Below are 15,541 nucleotides of genomic sequence, written 5' to 3'. Positions count from 1 at the left end.
CCCGGGCCGCCGGTGCGTCACTAGGCTGACCTCATGGTCAACCTGACACGCATCTACACGCGGACCGGCGACAAGGGCACCACGCACCTCGGGGACATGAGCCGGGTCGCCAAGACCGATCTGCGGATCTCCGCCTACGCCGACTCCAACGAGGCCAACGCGGTGATCGGCACGGCGATCGCGCTGGGCGATCTCCCGGACGAGGTGGTCGCGGTCCTCACCCGTGTGCAGAACGACCTGTTCGACGTGGGCGCCGACCTGTCGACCCCGGTGGTGGAGGACCCGAAGTACCCGCCGCTGCGGGTCGAGCAGTTCTACGTCGACCGGCTCGAGGCGGACTGCGACCGCTTCAACGAGCAGCTGGAGAAGCTGCGCTCGTTCATCCTGCCGGGCGGCACGCCGGGCGCGGCCCTGCTGCACCAGGCGTGCACGGTGGTGCGCCGGGCGGAGCGCTCGACCTGGGCCGCGCTGGACGCGCACGGCGAGACGATGAACCCGCTCACGGCGACCTACCTCAACCGCCTGTCGGACCTGCTCTTCATCCTGGCCCGCATCGCCAACAAGGAGACGGGCGACGTCCTGTGGGTACCGGGCGGCGAACGCTGACACCTAGCGGCGCACCGCCCGGTACAGCCCCAGGAGGATCTCGGCGCCGCCCAGGAACATGAGCACGACGCCCGCCGTGGGCAGCGAGATCACCGGCAGCTCCACCTCCTGGGTCCAGCGCCACAGGGCGAGGCCGCCGAGCACCGTGCCGGCGCCCGTGGCGCAGTGCTCGGCCGCCCGCCTCACCGGCCCACCCGCTCGCGGCCGGCGCCCCGCCCGGCGTCGTCCGCCGGCGCCTTCTTGGGCCACAGCCAGTAGGTGAGGGCGATCAGGCCGTGGATGCCGGCCGCCTTCCAGGCGGTGGTGCGCCAGGACTCCAGGGAGGTGACCCGGCTCGGGTCGCCCACGTACCAGATGGCGAGCTGGAGCAGCGCGGTCGCGACGACGGCGCCGGTCAGCGTGCCCAGCCAGACCTTGGTCTCGTGCCGGGCGCGGGCCAGGCCGTAGCGGGGCGGCCGCACCAGGGGGCGGCCGTCGAGGCGGTGCGCCGCGTGTCCGTCGAGCCACTGCACGGTGCGGTGTCCGTGGCCGACGGTGTAGCCGATGTAGAGCGCGGCGAGCCCGTGGGCCCAGTCCGGCTCGGCGCCGTTCCTCAGGTCCCACGCGGTGGCGACGAGCAGCACGACCTCCAGCACCGGCTCGCACAGCAGCAGCGCCAGGCCGGTGCGCGGCATCCGCAGCAGGTAGCGGAAGCCCAGCCCGGCCGCCAGCAGCACCCAGAACCCGATCTCGCAGGCGATGATCAAGGCGACGATCACGGTTCGCTCCTCTCGGTCACCCCTCCAGGCTTCCGCGCGCACCGGGCGCGCGCGTCGTCGCCGCCGACGAATCCGCGGTACATCGAAAGATGCAGCGCAGGACCGGCCTCGGGGATCAGGCACAGGCCGCGCGCACCGTGTTGGATGGGATCCATGGCCGTACGACCCCTCCGCCCACCCCGCTTCGACGTGGCCGTCGCGCTCGCCGGCCTCGTGGGCGGGCTGCTGCTGTGGGCGTTCGGGCTGGGCGTGCGGCCGGACAGCGACCCGATCGTGCTGTTCGGCAGCCGGTGGGCGCTGCTGGTGCCGCTCGGCGTGACGGCATGCTGCGAACTGCTGCGGCGCACCGCCCCGCGCACCGCGCTGGCCGTCGGCACGCTGGCGCTGACCGCGGACGTCATGACACAGGGCAGCATCGCGACGATCGTGATGTACACCGACCTGATGTACGCCGCCGTGGTCTACGGCTCCCCCGCGACCGCCCGCCGGCTGCCGTGGATCACCGGGGTGCTGACGCTGGCCGGGACGCTGGTGCCGTACGCGGCGTGGCGGGAGCCCGAGGCGCTGCTGATCGGTCTGGTGGTCGGCGCGGTGACCTTCGCGCCCGCGTCGACCGGTCTGATCGTGCGCAACCACCGGGACGCCGCCGACGCCGCCCGTCTCCAGGCCGAACAGACGGCGCTGCTGGCGGAGATGGACCGGGTCCAGGCGGTCACCGCGGAACGCTCGCGCATGGCCCGGGAGTTGCACGACCTGGTCGCCAACCACCTCTCCGCGATCGCCATCCACTCCACCGCCGCGCTCTCCCTGGACGACCCGGCGACCTCGAAGGACGCGCTCGCCGTGATCCGGGAGAACAGCGTCCAAGGTCTGTCCGAAATGCGACGGCTCATCGGCATCCTGCGCGACGGCGCCGACGACCGGGAGCCGGCCGCCGTTCCGACCCTCGACGGGCTCGGCGGGCTGGTCGACAACGCCCGCGCCAACGGCCTCGACGTCGCCCTGGACGCCGAGCCCGGCGCCGTCCCCGCGCCGGTGGAGCTGGCCGCGTACCGGATCGTGCAGGAGTCGCTGACCAACGCGCTCAAGCACGCGTCGCCCGGGCGGGTCGGCGTGTCCCTGCGCCGCTCGGCCGACGCCCTGGAGATCCGGGTGACCAGTCCCCACGGCCACCGCGACGGCCCGCGCGCGCCCGGCTCGGGCGCCGGCCTGGTCGGGATGCGCGAGCGGACGGCCCTGCTGGACGGTTCCTTCGAGGCGGGCCCGGAAGACGGCCCCGAGGGCAAGCTGTGGGTGGTGCGTGCCACCCTTCCGGTCACCGACGTCGAGCAAGGAGAAGCGTGATGATCCGGGTCCTGGTCGCCGAGGACCAGTCCGCCGTGCGCGCGGGACTGGTGCTGATCCTGCGCAGCGCGCCGGACGTCGAGGTGGTGGGCGAGGCGGCGGACGGCGAGCAGGCGGTGGCGCTGGCCCGGGAGCTGCGCCCGGACGTGGTGCTGATGGACGTGCAGATGCCGCGCCTGGACGGGGTGTCGGCGACCCGGAAGGTGGTCGGGGAGAACCTCGCGGACGTGCTGGTGCTGACCACGTTCGACCTGGACGAGTACGTGTTCGGGGCGCTGCGGGCCGGGGCAGCGGGGTTCCTGCTGAAGAACACCGAGGCGAAGGACCTGATCGCGGCGGTGCGCACGGTGGCGGGCGGCGAGGGGATCGTCGCCCCGGCGGTGACGCGGCGGCTGATCGCCGAGTTCGCCGCGAAACCCGCCCGGCCGGTGACGGCGGACCCGTCGGTGCTGGACGCGCTCACCCGGCGGGAGCGGGAGGTGCTGTCGTGCCTCGGGGAGGGGCTGTCCAACGCCGCCATCGCGGAGCGCCTGCACATGGCGGAGGCGACGGTGAAGACGCACGTCAGCCGGCTGCTGGGGAAGCTGGAGCTGCGCAGCCGGGTTCAAGCGGCGGTTCTGGCGCAGGAGTTGGGGATCTGAAGACGCCGTGAAGGTTTAAAGACGAAAGAGTCGCGCACAGTGGTCCAGACCTATTGACCCGTGGTCCAGACCTTTCTATTCTCGCCGCACCGTGGGCACGAAGGCTCAGTCGTGCCCCCATCCCCCAGAAGGAGGCGCGGCATGCGCTTCAGACACAGAGTCGCGGCCGGAATCGCGACCCTCGTGCTCCCCTTCGCCGGCCTCGTCGGCCTCGCGAACCCCGCCCAGGCGGCGACGTCGGCGACCGCGACCTACGTCAAGACCCAGGACTGGGGCTCCGGCTTCGAGGGCAAGTGGACCGTCAAGAACACCGGCACCACCAGCCTCAGCTCCTGGACCGTCGAGTGGGACTTCCCCGCCGGCACCTCGGTCACCTCCGCCTGGGACGCCGACGTCACCTCCTCCGGCACCCACTGGACCGCGAAGAACAAGTCCTGGAACGGCACCCTCGCCCCCGGCGCCTCCGTCAGCTTCGGCTTCAACGGCTCCGGCTCCGGCTCCCCCGCCAACTGCAAGCTCAACGGCGGCAGCTGCGACGGCGGCTCCACCAACCCCGGTGACAACCCGCCGAGCGCCCCCGGCACCCCGTCCGCCTCGGACGTCACCAACACCTCGGTGAAGCTGTCCTGGAGCGCGGCCACCGACGACAAGGGCGTCAAGAACTACGACGTGCTGCGCGACGGCGCCAAGGTCGCCACCGTGACCACCACCTCGTACACCGACACCGGTCTCACCGCCGGCACCGACTACTCGTACTCCGTCCAGGCCCGCGACACCGCCGACCAGCTCGGCCCGGTCAGCGGCGCCCGCGCGGTGCGCACCACCGGCGGAGGCTCCACCGAGCCGCCCACGGGCGACAAGGTCAAGCTCGGCTACTTCACCGAGTGGGGCGTCTACGGCCGCAACTACCACGTCAAGAACCTGGTGACCTCGGGCACCGCCTCGAAGATCACCCACATCAACTACGCCTTCGGCAACGTGAAGAACGGCCAGTGCACGGTCGACGACACCTTCGCCGCCTACGACAAGGCGTACACCGCCGACCAGTCCGTCAGCGGACAGGCCGACACCTGGGACCAGCCGCTGCGCGGCAACTTCAACCAGCTCCGCCAGCTGAAGGCCAAGTACCCGCACATCAAGGTGCTGTACTCGTTCGGCGGCTGGACCTACTCCGGCGGCTTCGGCCAGGCCGCGCAGAACGCCGCCGCGTTCGCCCGCTCCTGCAAGCAGGTCGTGGAGGACCCGCGCTGGGCCGACGTCTTCGACGGCATCGACATCGACTGGGAGTACCCGAACGCCTGCGGTCTCACCTGTGACACCAGCGGTCCGGCGGCCTTCCGCACCCTGATGCAGGCACTGCGCGCCGAGTTCGGCCCGAACTACCTGGTCACCGCGGCCATCACGGCGGACGGCTCCAACGGCGGCAAGATCGACGCGGCCGACTACGGCGGCGCCGCCCAGTACCTCGACTGGTACAACGTGATGACGTACGACTACTTCGGCGCCTTCAACGCGCAGGGTCCGACGGCCCCGCACTCGCCGCTGACGTCGTACCCGGGCATCCCTCAGGCCGGCTTCAACTCGGCCGACGCCATCGCCAAGCTGAAGGCCAAGGGCGTGCCCTCCAAGAAGCTGCTGCTCGGCATCGGCTTCTACGGCCGCGGCTGGACCGGCGTCACCCAGTCCGCCCCCGGCGGCACGGCGACGGGGGCCGCGCCCGGCACCTACGAGGCGGGCATCGAGGACTACAAGGTCCTCAAGAACAGCTGCCCGGCCACCGGCACGGTCGCCGGCACCGCGTACGCCCACTGCGGCAGCAACTGGTGGTCCTACGACACCCCCGCCACCATCAACTCCAAGATGGCGTGGGCCAAGTCCCAGGGCCTGGGCGGCGCCTTCTACTGGGAGTTCAGCGGCGACACCGCCAACGGTGAGCTGGCCTCCGCCGTCGACGCCGGCCTGAAGTAACGCGCACCCCGCACAAGCACTTCGCCCCTCCTCCCGGCCGGGTGGAGGGGCGATGTGTGTCAGTGGCAGATCAGGCGACGTTCACCCTCTGCCCCGGAGGGGCCGCCTCCAGCCAGGCGAGGAAGCCGGTCAGCGCGTCCTCGCTCATCGCGAGCTCCAGACGCGTGCCCCGGTGGAGACAGGCGAGGATCACCGCGTCGGACAGCAGCGCCAGCTCCTCCTCGCCCTCCGGGACGCGGCGGCCGGCCACCTCGATGGCGGAGCGCTCCAGAACGCGGCGGGGACGGGGGGCGTAGGAGAAGACCCGGAACCACTCGACCCGGTCGCCGTTGTAGCGTGCCACCCCGTACGCCCAGCCCTTGCCGCCGGAGTCGCCCTTCTCGGGCGCGTCCCAGCGCAGGCTGCAGTCGAAGGTGCCACCCGAACGCTGGATGAGCCGGCGCCGCAGGCCGAAGACGAAGAGGCCCACCACCACGAGGGCCACGACAATTCCGCACACAGTCAGAGCGAGGACCATCGGCACCGACCTCCTCGTCTCCTAGGTAACGGAACGGAAAAATCATCCAGATCTGCCTCAGCCGCGACCGGCTCCGGATCGCTCCGGTGCCGGCCGCGGCTGAGTGACGTCATCTCACCGCGCCGGGATCAGCGCCCCGCCGTCGCCGCCCGCAGACGGACGTCCGCGGCACGCTGGGCCTCGGCGTCGTCCTCCGCCTTCGCGCGGGCGAGCTCCTGCTCCACGCGCTGGACGTCGATCTCGTCCGACAGCTCGGCGATCTCGGCCAGCAGCGACAGCTTGTCGTCCGCGAACGAGATGAATCCGCCGTGCACCGCGGCGACGACCGTCCCGCCCTCGGGCGTGCGGATGGTCACCGGGCCCGACTCCAGCACACCGAGCAGCGGCTGGTGACCGGGCATGACGCCGATGTCGCCGGACGTGGTGCGCGCGACGACCAGGGTGGCCTCGCCGGACCAGACCTCTCGGTCGGCCGCGACCAGCGCGACGTGCAGCTCAGCAGCCAAGGTGGCTCCTCGGGTCACCACCCGGCGGTAGTGCCGGGTGTTGGTTACAAGTCTAGTGGGCGTGGCAGAGGGGGCGGGACGTGCCCGCCCCCTCAAGGGTGAGCCGTTCGGCTCACTTCAGAGCGCGGGGGTCAGGAGACGCCCAGCTCCTTCGCGTTCTTCTTCAGGTCCTCGATGCCACCGCACATGAAGAACGCCTGCTCCGGGAAGTGGTCGTACTCGCCGTCGCAGATCGCGTTGAAGGCCGCGATCGACTCGTCCAGCGGGACGTCCGACCCGTCGACGCCGGTGAACTGCTTGGCGACGTGGGTGTTCTGGGACAGGAAGCGCTCCACGCGACGGGCACGGTGGACGACGAGCTTGTCCTCCTCGCCGAGCTCGTCGATACCGAGGATCGCGATGATGTCCTGCAGGTCCTTGTACTTCTGCAGGATGTTCTTCACGCGCATGGCCGCGTTGTAGTGGTCCTGCGCGATGTAGCGCGGGTCCAGGATCCGGGACGTCGAGTCCAGCGGGTCCACGGCCGGGTAGATGCCCTTCTCCGAGATCGGACGGGAGAGCACCGTCGTCGCGTCGAGGTGGGCGAAGGTGGTGGCCGGGGCCGGGTCGGTCAGGTCGTCCGCGGGGACGTAGATCGCCTGCATCGAGGTGATCGAGTGACCACGGGTCGAGGTGATGCGCTCCTGGAGGAGACCCATCTCGTCGGCCAGGTTCGGCTGGTAGCCCACCGCGGAGGGCATACGGCCGAGCAGGGTCGACACCTCGGAACCGGCCTGGGTGAAGCGGAAGATGTTGTCGATGAAGAACAGCACGTCCTGCTTCTGCACATCGCGGAAGTACTCCGCCATGGTCAGACCGGCCAGGGCCACGCGCAGACGGGTGCCCGGGGGCTCGTCCATCTGGCCGAAGACGAGCGCGGTCTTGTCGATGACGCCCGACTCGCTCATCTCGTCGATGAGGTCGTTGCCCTCACGGGTGCGCTCACCGACACCGGCGAACACCGACACACCGTCGTGGTTGTTGGCGACGCGGTAGATCATCTCCTGGATGAGCACCGTCTTGCCGACGCCGGCGCCGCCGAACAGACCGATCTTGCCGCCCTTGACGTACGGGGTCAGCAGGTCGATGACCTTGACGCCGGTCTCGAACATCTCGGTCTTCGACTCGAGCTCGTCGAAGTTCGGCGCCTTGCGGTGGATCGGCCAGCGCTCGCCCGTGTACTCCTCGTCGACGTTCAGCACCTCACCGAGGGTGTTGAACACCTTGCCGGTGGTGAAGTCGCCGACCGGCACGGAGATGGAGGAGCCCGTGTCGGTCACCGGGGCCTGGCGGACCAGACCGTCGGTGGGCTGCATGGAGATGGTGCGCACCAGGCCGTCACCGAGGTGCTGCGCGACCTCGAGGGTCAGCGTCTTGAGCTCGCCCTCCTTGGCCGGGTCGGCGACCTGGACGTGCAGGGCGTTGTAGATGTCCGGCATGGCGTCGACGGGGAACTCCACGTCGACGACCGGGCCGATGACCCGGGCGACGCGGCCCGTAGCCGTCGCGGTCTCAACAGTGGTGGTCATTAGTTGTCACTCCCCGCGGTCGCGTCGGCCAGGGCACTGGCGCCACCGACGATCTCGCTGATTTCCTGGGTGATTTCGGCCTGGCGGGCCGCGTTGGCAAGACGGGAGAGCGTGTTGATCAGCTCGCCCGCGTTGTCGGTGGCCGACTTCATCGCGCGCCGCGTGGCGGCGTGCTTCGAAGCGGCCGACTGGAGCAGCGCGTTGTAGATCCGGCTCTCCACGTACCGCGGCAGCAGCGCGTCGAGGACGTCCTCCGCCGAGGGCTCGAAGTCGTACAGCGGAAGGATCTCGCCCTTGCCGGCGGTCTCCGTGGCCGTGTCCTCGAGGCGCAGCGGCAGCAGCTGGGAGCCGACCGCCGTCTGCGTCATCATCGACACGAACTCGGTGTAGACGATGTGGAGTTCGTCCACGCCGCCGTCCGCCGTCTCCGACTGGATGGCCTCGATCAGCGGCGCCGCGACCTTCTTGGCGTCCGCGTACGAGGGCTCGTCGGTGAAGCCGGTGAACGTCTCCGCGATCGTGCGCTCACGGAAGTTGTAGTGGGCCACACCGCGCCGGCCGACGATGTACGTGTCGACCTGCTTGCCCTCGCGCTCGAGGCGCTCGGTCAGCTGCTCCGCCGCCTTGATGGCGTTGGCGTTGAAGGCGCCGGCCAGGCCGCGGTCGCTCGTGAGGAGCAGGACCGCGGCACGGGTCGGGTTGTCCGCCTCCGTGGTGAGCGGGTGCTTGGTGTTCGACCCGGTTCCGACCGCCGTGACCGCGCGGGTGAGTTCCTGCGCGTACGGCGTGGAGGCCGCCACCTTGCGCTGCGCCTTGACGACGCGCGAGGCGGCGATCATCTCCATCGCCTTGGTGATCTTCTTGGTCGCGGTGACGGATCGGATGCGACGCTTGTAGACCCGGAGCTGAGCTCCCATGAGTCAGGTCCCTTCCTTACGTCACTTGGCGGCGGACGGGGCGTCCTCGCCGAGCAGCTTGCCGTCGCTCGTCTCGAACTGCTTCTTGAAGTCGGCGATCGCGTCGGCCACGGCCTGCAGGGTGTCGTCCGACATCTTGCCGCCCTCGCGGATGGAGGTCATGAGGCCCTGCTCCTTGCGGTGCAGGTACTCCAGGAGCTCCTTCTCGAAGCGACGGATGTCCGCGACCGGAACGTCGTCCATCTTGCCGGTGGTGCCGGCCCAGACGGAGACGACCTGGTCCTCGGTCGACATCGGCTGGTACTGGTCCTGCTTCAGCAGCTCGACCATGCGCTGACCGCGCTCCAGCTGCGCCTTGGAGGCCGCGTCCAGGTCGGAACCGAAGGCGGCGAACGCCTCCAGCTCACGGAACTGGGCGAGGTCCACGCGCAGACGGCCGGAGACCTGCTTCATCGCCTTGTGCTGGGCGGAACCACCGACTCGGGAGACGGAGATACCGACGTTCAGCGCGGGGCGCTGACCGGCGTTGAAGAGGTCCGACTCCAGGAAGCACTGGCCGTCGGTGATGGAGATGACGTTGGTCGGGATGAACGCCGAGACGTCGTTGGCCTTCGTCTCGACGATCGGCAGACCGGTCATCGAGCCGGCGCCCATGTCGTCGGAGAGCTTCGCGCAGCGCTCCAGCAGACGGGAGTGCAGGTAGAAGACGTCACCCGGGTAGGCCTCGCGGCCCGGCGGGCGGCGCAGCAGCAGCGACACGGCGCGGTAGGCGTCGGCCTGCTTCGACAGGTCGTCGAAGATGATCAGGACGTGCTTGCCCTCGTACATCCACTGCTGGCCGATGGCCGAGCCGGTGTACGGCGCCAGGTACTTGAAGCCGGCCGGGTCGGACGCCGGGGCGGCGACGATGGTCGTGTACTCCAGCGCGCCGTTCTCCTCCAGCGCGCGGCGGACCGACGCGATGGTGGAGCCCTTCTGGCCGATGGCGACGTAGATGCAGCGGACCTGCTTCTTCGGGTCGCCCGAGCGCCAGTTGTCACGCTGGTTGATGATCGTGTCGACGGCCAGCGCGGTCTTGCCGGTCTGGCGGTCGCCGATGATCAGCTGACGCTGACCACGGCCGATCGGGGTCATGGCGTCGACGGCCTTGTAGCCCGTCTCCATCGGCTCGTGCACCGACTTGCGCTGCATGACCGTGGGGGCCTGCAGTTCGAGGGCGCGGCGGCCCTCGGTCTCGATCTCGCCGAGGCCGTCGATCGGGTTGCCGAGCGGGTCGACCACACGGCCGAGGTAGCCCTCGCCGACGGCGACGGACAGCACCTCGCCGGTGCGGGTGACCGGCTGGCCCTCCTCGATGCCGCTGAACTCACCGAGGACGATGGCACCGATCTCTCGCTCCTCGAGGTTGAGGGCGAGGCCGAGGGTGCCGTCCTCGAACTTCAGCAGCTCGTTGGCCATGGCCGAGGGCAGGCCCTCGACCTTCGCGATGCCGTCGCCGGCCAGGGTGACCGTACCGACCTCCTCGCGCGAGGCCGCGTCCGGCTTGTACGACTGGACGAAGTTCTCCAGCGCGTCCCGGATCTCCTCCGGCCGGATCGTGAGCTCCGCCATCTGAGTTCCCTGCTCTCCTTGTTGGGCCCGAAGTTTCACTTGGGGGGGATGGGGACTCCCCCCTACAGGAGGTGAATCCTCTGCACGGCCCAACCAGGGCCGTAAGTACGTACTGCCTATTAAGAATGTGGTGCTCAGCCCGCCAGGCGGCGGCCCGCGTCCTCGAGCCGGTCCGCCAGGGAGCCGTTGATGACCTCGTCACCGACCTGCACCCGCATCCCGCCGACGACCTGGGGGTCGACATCGAGGTTGAGGTGCATCCGGCGGCCGTAGAGCTTCGCCAGGGCGTCGCCCAGGCGCTGCTTCTGCTGGTCGCTGAGCGGCACCGCGGAGGTGACGACGGCCACCATGCGGTCCCGGCGCTCGGCGGCGAGCTTGGACAGGGACTCGAGTCCCGACTCCAGGCTACGTCCACGCGGCGCGGTCACGAGGCGCGTCACCAGACGCTCGGTGGCCGCGTTCGCCCTGCCCCCGAGCAGGCTGCGCAGCAGCTGGCTCTTGGAGGCGGCGGGCGCGCTGCGGTTGGTGAGCGCGGCGCGCAGTTCGGTGCTGGAGGAGACGATCCGGCCGAACCGGAACATCTCGTCCTCGACGTCGTCGAGCGCACCGGCCTTCTGGGCGGCGGTGAGGTCGGCGGTGTTCGCCAGCTCCTCCAGTGCGTCCACCAGGTCGCGGGACTGCGACCAGCGGGAGCGCACCAGGCCGGCCACCAGGTCGGCGGTGGTACCGCTGACCTGCGAGCCGAGCAGACGCCGTGCCAGGTCGGCCTTGGCCTCACCGGCCTGCGCCGGGTCGGTGAGGACCCGACGCAGCGACACCTCGCGGTCGAGCAGCGCGGTGACGGCGGCCAGCTCGTCGGCGAGCGCGGCCGCGTCCACGGACGTGGAGTCCGTCAGCGCGTCGAGACGCTCACGTGCGGCTGCCAGGGCCTCGCGGCTCGCTCCGTTCATCGTGCGGCCTCTGCCTTCTGGTCGAGCTCGTCGAGGAAGCGGTCGATCACGCGGCTCTGCCGGGCGTGGTCCTCGAGGGACTCGCCGACGAGCTTGCCGGCCAGTTCGGTGGCGAGCTTGCCGACGTCCTGCCGCAGCGCGGACGCGGCGGCCTTGCGGTCGGCCTCGATCTGGGCGTGACCGGCGGCGACGATCTCCTCGCGCTGGCGCTGGCCTTCCGCACGCATCTCGGCGATGAGCGCGGCGCCCTGCTCCTGCGCCTCCTGGCGCAGACGCGCGGCCTCGTGCCGGGCCTCGGCGAGCTGGGCCTTGTACTGCTCCAGAACGCTCTGTGCCTCGGTCTGGGCGGCCTCGGCCTTCTCGATACCGCCCTCGATGGCCTCGCGGCGCTCTTCCAGAACCTTGTTGATGTTCGGGAGGAGCTTCTTGGCGAGGAAGCCGAAGACGATGGCGAAGGCGATCAGGCCGATGACGAGCTCGGGGATCGGCGGGACGAGGGGGTTCTCCCCCTCGCTCGCCGCGATGAGCAGGTTGCTCATGTGAGTGCCTTTCGTCTAGTCGGCTGGTCCCGGGGCGGTTTAGTTGTAGCCGTAGACGAACGGCATAACCAGACCGATCAGGGCGAGCGCCTCACAGAAGGCGAAGCCGAGGATCTGGTTGGCACGGATCAGGCCGGCGGCCTCGGGCTGACGGGCCAGCGCCTGGGTGCCGTTACCGAAGATGATGCCGACGCCGACGCCCGGGCCGATCGCGGCGAGGCCGTAACCGATGGAGCCGAGCGAGCCGGTAACAGCGGCAAGGGTCTGGGACATGCCAGTTCTTCCTTTTCTTTACGGACCGGTGGGGGTTGGCCACCGGACGATCTGAGAGGTGGAGGGCAGAGGGCTCAGTGGTGTTCAGCCATGGCGCCCTGGATGTACGTGCAGGTGAGCAGCACGAACACGTACGCCTGAAGGGCCTGGATGAACAGCTCGAAGGCGGTCATCACGACGACCATGACGAAGGAGACACCCGCGTAGGCGATGCCGATGCCGTTCAGCATGTACCAGGTGGCGATGGTGAACAGCAGCAGCAGGGTGTGGCCCGCGAACATGTTCGCGAAGAGTCGCACGGCGTGGGTGAACGGCCGGATCAGCAGGTTCGAGAAGAGCTCGATCAGCATGGCCAGCGGCAGCACCGGGCCGAGCGACTTGTCGTAGCCGGTGACGTTCTTCCAGAAGCCGACGAAGCCCTGTCGCTTGAAGGTCAGCACGACCCAGGTGACGTAGACGACCAGGGCGAGGACCAGCGGGTACGAGATGATCGACGTGACCGGGAACTGGGCGACCGGGATGATCGACCAGAGGTTCAGCATCCAGACGAAGAAGAAGAGGGAGACGACGAACGGAACGTACTTCTCGCCCTCCTTCTTGCCGATCGTCTCGTAGACGACGCCGCGGCGGATGAAGTCGTAACCCGCCTCCGCGACCATCTGGAGCTTGCCGGGGACGACCTGCGGACGGCGGAAGGCGGCCCAGAAGAAGCCGATGATGATCACCGAGCCGAGCAGCGCCAGCAGCATCGTCTTGTTGAAGTACAGGTTGCTGTCTCCGTCGCCCCACAGGGGCTGGAACAGGAACGAGTGCAGGCCCGGAGACACTTCCGCGAAGCCACACCCGTCGAAGAGGTGGCAGTTGGTGTCGAAGGCGAGCACCTGCGTCGGGTCAGCACTCACCGCGGGCTCCTTCAGCGTGGCGCATAGGTACGGCAACCTCGTTGTGTCGGCGCGGCGCTGAGCCGCGGTTCGGCACGGGACTGGTGTTACGGATGTGGGGGCGGCTGGGGGGCATCTCGCCTCGCGATTGAGCAGGCGTCAGCTGGGATGCCCGCGCCCGCGATGCCGCAGTTGGCACCGGACGATAGCAGGGTTGTACATGCCTCTTTATCCCGGCCCTACCCGTCACGACGAGTGCCCCGATTTTTCGGACTTCGTGTCCGTCGTCGACTCGGGTTCGACGTAGAGAATCTTGGACTTCATGTGGGCCCGCGTCTGCGCCGCGATCCAGGCGAGGGTGCCGGCGAGCAGCGTGATCGCGAAGGCCTTGGGGTGGAACAGCGTGGTGTTCTTGAACACGGCCAGGAAGACGAACAGCAGCAGGATCTGCGCCGCGTAGAGCATCAGCCCCATCGCCTGGAACAGGTGAGGGAGTGATTTGGCGGTGCGCTGCAGGACGTAGAGGCCCATGCCCATGAACAGGATCACCACGACGGTGGCGACGACCGCGCCGATCGCTCCCTTGCCACCGACCGTCAGACCACTGACGAGCGCGGCAACGGCTCCGACGGCAGCCGTGGGCACGGCGGCCTGGGCCAGAATCCGGGCGTCATTGGACGGCATGGCGGCAACTCCGCAATTCACAGGGGGCGTGGTGTCGTCATGGACGAGCGTAAACCCCCGGGCCGGGTGCGATTTCACCGCACCGGTGAGCCGTCAGAGGGCGGCTCGTCGGCTCTTTCCGGGGACTCGTGAACGGTATCACAAACTATTTGATGCAGTCTTTACCTGAATCGTGTGCGCGGTATCACACATGAGGGTGAACCTGCGCGTCTGAGCGCGCACCGGACCCCTATGTCTGATATTGGGGCGGTTGGTGCACCCAACTCCGCCCCATCGGTCCCCCACGACTTGGCAATGCTCTAGTCGAATTCTTACCTTGACCGTGATCGGTCGGCCAGGCGTGCGCGGGGTCCCACGGCGCTCGCGCCGTTGACGCCGGAGACACCGGCCGCCACCGGCGTGCGGTCCCCCGCGGCGGCCTCCTGGGGCCCCTCCACGGCCTGTGCGCCCGCTTCCGCGGCGGTGTCGGCGGCCTCCGGTACGTCGGCGGCCTCCGCCGCGCTCCCGCGCCGGTAGCGCGGCGGCACGAACGCCTCCGCCCAGCGCGGGGCGCGCGGGGTGAAGCGCGGCATCAGAAGCAGCAACAGGCCGATCGTCGAGAGGAAGACCACACTCAGCACGATCCACATCGACGCCGAGTTCACCGAGTACGCCAGGGCGCCGAAGGCGATCAGCGCCGACCAGAAGTACATGATCAGCACCGCCCTGCTGTGCGAGTGCCCGATCTCCAGCAGGCGGTGGTGCAGATGCCCCCGGTCCGCGGCGAACGGCGACTGCCCGCGCCAGGTGCGCCGCACGATCGCCAGGATCAGGTCGGCGGCCGGCACCGCGATGATGGTCAGCGGCAGCAGCAGCGGGATGTACACCGGCACCGTCTGGTGCACGGCCTCCTTCTCCGAACCGGCGAACAGCTTCAGGGCGTCCGGGTCCACCTGCCCGGTCACGGAGATCGCGCCGGCCGCCAGCACCAGCCCGATGAGCATCGAGCCGGAGTCGCCCATGAAGATCCGCGCCGGATGCATGTTGTGCGGCAGGAAGCCCAGGCACATGCCCATCAGGATCGCCGCGAACAGCGTCGCCGGGGCGGCCGCCTCGATGCCGTACGAGTACCAGATGCGGTAGGCGTACAGGAAGAACGCCGCCGCCGCGATGCACACCATGCCGGCCGCGAGACCGTCCAGGCCGTCCACGAAGTTGACCGCGTTGATCGTGATGACCACCAGCGCGACGGTGAGGAGCGTGCCCTGCCACTGGGTGAGCGCGACCGAGCCGACACCGGGGATCGGCAGCCACAGGATCGTCAGACCCTGCATGACCATCACGCCGGCGGCGATCATCTGCCCGCCCAGCTTGATCAGCGCGTCGATCTCGAACTTGTCGTCCAGGACGCCGATCAGCCAGATCAGCGCGGCCCCGGAGAGCAGCGCCCGCGGTTCGTTGGACTTCTCGAAGAGCGTGTTGAGGTTCGTCAGGTGGTCGGCGACCAGCAGACCCGCGCACAGGCCGAAGAACATCGCGATCCCGCCGAGCCGCGGAGTGGGCTCCCGGTGCACGTCACGTGCCCGGATCTCCGGCATCGCCCCCGCCACGATCGCGAACTTCCGCACCGGTCCCGTCAGGAGGTACGTCACCGCGGCCGTGATGCAGAGCGTCAGCAGGTATTCACGCACGGGCTTCCCCACAGATCTCGCTGGCCTTCACAGCCCCACACCCTAGCGAGGGGCGGATACGAGTGGGGACTGCCGGGTGGTGACGATGGTTGCACGGACCGGCCCGCG

At 69.4% G+C, this 15,541-nt stretch carries 17 protein-coding genes; 4 read left to right on the top strand and 13 right to left on the bottom strand.

Annotated elements, in window-relative coordinates; genetic code table 11:
• Positions 1–33 precede the first annotated feature (33 nt).
• Entirely contained in the window at positions 34–606 is a 573-nt protein-coding gene (locus ACQZOG_RS20700) for a cob(I)yrinic acid a,c-diamide adenosyltransferase (protein WP_033275511.1), read from the top strand.
• A gap of 3 nt (positions 607–609) precedes the next feature.
• On the opposite strand, the gene ACQZOG_RS20695 is transcribed toward ACQZOG_RS20700, so the two are convergent.
• Complete coding sequence (locus tag ACQZOG_RS20695) at positions 610–792, bottom strand: DUF5708 family protein (protein WP_033275512.1); 183 nt, start codon at positions 790–792, stop codon at positions 610–612.
• Entirely contained in the window at positions 789–1,364 is a 576-nt protein-coding gene (locus ACQZOG_RS20690; RefSeq protein WP_033275513.1) for a hypothetical protein, read from the bottom strand. Before ACQZOG_RS20690 ends, ACQZOG_RS20695 begins: the two co-directional genes overlap by 4 nt.
• A 153-nt stretch (positions 1,365–1,517) precedes the next feature.
• Between ACQZOG_RS20690 and ACQZOG_RS20685 the strand changes: the two genes are divergently transcribed.
• From ACQZOG_RS20685 to ACQZOG_RS20675, 3 genes are all read left to right on the top strand, one after another.
• Positions 1,518–2,708, top strand: coding sequence for a sensor histidine kinase (locus ACQZOG_RS20685; RefSeq protein WP_033275514.1), 1,191 nt, complete (start codon positions 1,518–1,520; stop codon positions 2,706–2,708).
• Positions 2,708–3,349, top strand: a complete 642-nt coding sequence (locus ACQZOG_RS20680) for a response regulator (RefSeq protein WP_037641605.1) — start codon at positions 2,708–2,710, stop codon at positions 3,347–3,349. Before ACQZOG_RS20685 ends, ACQZOG_RS20680 begins: the two co-directional genes overlap by 1 nt.
• Before the next feature lie 141 nt (positions 3,350–3,490).
• Positions 3,491–5,317: a glycoside hydrolase family 18 chitinase gene (locus tag ACQZOG_RS20675; protein ID WP_033275516.1), complete on the top strand. Its 1,827-nt coding sequence runs from the start codon at positions 3,491–3,493 to the stop codon at positions 5,315–5,317.
• A 70-nt stretch (positions 5,318–5,387) separates the two neighbouring features.
• On the opposite strand, the gene ACQZOG_RS20670 is transcribed toward ACQZOG_RS20675, so the two are convergent.
• The 11 genes from ACQZOG_RS20670 to ACQZOG_RS20620 form a co-directional block, all read right to left on the bottom strand.
• Positions 5,388–5,834 carry a DUF2550 domain-containing protein gene (locus ACQZOG_RS20670; protein WP_033275517.1) on the bottom strand — a complete coding sequence of 149 codons (447 nt, stop codon included), beginning with the start codon at positions 5,832–5,834 and terminating at the stop codon, positions 5,388–5,390.
• 128 nt (positions 5,835–5,962) lie between these two features.
• A complete protein-coding gene (locus ACQZOG_RS20665) occupies positions 5,963–6,340 on the bottom strand; it encodes a F0F1 ATP synthase subunit epsilon (protein ID WP_033275518.1) in 378 nt (125 codons plus the stop codon).
• A gap of 131 nt (positions 6,341–6,471) precedes the next feature.
• Positions 6,472–7,908, bottom strand: coding sequence for a F0F1 ATP synthase subunit beta (gene atpD / locus ACQZOG_RS20660; protein WP_033275519.1), 1,437 nt, complete (start codon positions 7,906–7,908; stop codon positions 6,472–6,474).
• A complete protein-coding gene (locus ACQZOG_RS20655; protein ID WP_033275520.1) occupies positions 7,908–8,825 on the bottom strand; it encodes a F0F1 ATP synthase subunit gamma in 918 nt (305 codons plus the stop codon). Before ACQZOG_RS20655 ends, atpD begins: the two co-directional genes overlap by 1 nt.
• A 21-nt stretch (positions 8,826–8,846) precedes the next feature.
• Positions 8,847–10,436 (bottom strand): F0F1 ATP synthase subunit alpha, encoded by a 1,590-nt coding sequence (gene atpA / locus ACQZOG_RS20650; protein WP_033275521.1) that lies wholly within the window; start codon positions 10,434–10,436, stop codon positions 8,847–8,849.
• A 134-nt stretch (positions 10,437–10,570) separates the two neighbouring features.
• Positions 10,571–11,386: a F0F1 ATP synthase subunit delta gene (locus ACQZOG_RS20645; RefSeq protein WP_033275522.1), complete on the bottom strand. Its 816-nt coding sequence runs from the start codon at positions 11,384–11,386 to the stop codon at positions 10,571–10,573.
• Positions 11,383–11,925: a F0F1 ATP synthase subunit B gene (locus ACQZOG_RS20640; RefSeq protein WP_033275523.1), complete on the bottom strand. Its 543-nt coding sequence runs from the start codon at positions 11,923–11,925 to the stop codon at positions 11,383–11,385. Before ACQZOG_RS20640 ends, ACQZOG_RS20645 begins: the two co-directional genes overlap by 4 nt.
• Before the next feature lie 39 nt (positions 11,926–11,964).
• Positions 11,965–12,198: an ATP synthase F0 subunit C gene (atpE, locus tag ACQZOG_RS20635; RefSeq protein WP_033275524.1), complete on the bottom strand. Its 234-nt coding sequence runs from the start codon at positions 12,196–12,198 to the stop codon at positions 11,965–11,967.
• Positions 12,199–12,272: 74 nt separating this feature from the next.
• Positions 12,273–13,100 (bottom strand): F0F1 ATP synthase subunit A, encoded by an 828-nt coding sequence (atpB, locus tag ACQZOG_RS20630; RefSeq protein ID WP_033275525.1) that lies wholly within the window; start codon positions 13,098–13,100, stop codon positions 12,273–12,275.
• A 225-nt stretch (positions 13,101–13,325) separates the two neighbouring features.
• Entirely contained in the window at positions 13,326–13,763 is a 438-nt protein-coding gene (locus ACQZOG_RS20625; RefSeq protein ID WP_033275526.1) for a hypothetical protein, read from the bottom strand.
• A gap of 311 nt (positions 13,764–14,074) precedes the next feature.
• On the bottom strand, positions 14,075–15,433 hold the full coding sequence (locus ACQZOG_RS20620; RefSeq protein WP_058916960.1) for an MraY family glycosyltransferase: 1,359 nt from the start codon (positions 15,431–15,433) through the stop codon (positions 14,075–14,077).
• Positions 15,434–15,541 lie beyond the last annotated feature (108 nt).

The sequence above is a fragment of the Streptomyces sp. P13-3-3 genome (assembly GCF_050571355.1).
In the GTDB taxonomy this organism is placed as follows: Bacteria; Actinomycetota; Actinomycetes; order Streptomycetales; family Streptomycetaceae; genus Streptomyces; species Streptomyces althioticus.
This window is presented reverse-complemented; position numbering and strand designations above follow the sequence as displayed.

Coding starts and splice junctions, on each gene's coding strand:
- ACQZOG_RS20680 (WP_037641605.1), top strand. CDS start 2,708: ATGATCCGGGTCCTGGTCGCCGAGGACCAGTCCGCCGTGCGCGCGGGA.
- ACQZOG_RS20670 (WP_033275517.1), bottom strand. CDS start 5,834: ATGGTCCTCGCTCTGACTGTGTGCGGAATTGTCGTGGCCCTCGTGGTG.
- ACQZOG_RS20625 (WP_033275526.1), bottom strand. CDS start 13,763: ATGCCGTCCAATGACGCCCGGATTCTGGCCCAGGCCGCCGTGCCCACG.
- ACQZOG_RS20655 (WP_033275520.1), bottom strand. CDS start 8,825: ATGGGAGCTCAGCTCCGGGTCTACAAGCGTCGCATCCGATCCGTCACC.
- ACQZOG_RS20640 (WP_033275523.1), bottom strand. CDS start 11,925: ATGAGCAACCTGCTCATCGCGGCGAGCGAGGGGGAGAACCCCCTCGTC.
- atpD (WP_033275519.1), bottom strand. CDS start 7,908: ATGACCACCACTGTTGAGACCGCGACGGCTACGGGCCGCGTCGCCCGG.
- atpA (WP_033275521.1), bottom strand. CDS start 10,436: ATGGCGGAGCTCACGATCCGGCCGGAGGAGATCCGGGACGCGCTGGAG.
- ACQZOG_RS20675 (WP_033275516.1), top strand. CDS start 3,491: ATGCGCTTCAGACACAGAGTCGCGGCCGGAATCGCGACCCTCGTGCTC.
- ACQZOG_RS20645 (WP_033275522.1), bottom strand. CDS start 11,386: ATGAACGGAGCGAGCCGCGAGGCCCTGGCAGCCGCACGTGAGCGTCTC.
- ACQZOG_RS20685 (WP_033275514.1), top strand. CDS start 1,518: ATGGCCGTACGACCCCTCCGCCCACCCCGCTTCGACGTGGCCGTCGCG.
- ACQZOG_RS20700 (WP_033275511.1), top strand. CDS start 34: ATGGTCAACCTGACACGCATCTACACGCGGACCGGCGACAAGGGCACC.
- atpE (WP_033275524.1), bottom strand. CDS start 12,198: ATGTCCCAGACCCTTGCCGCTGTTACCGGCTCGCTCGGCTCCATCGGT.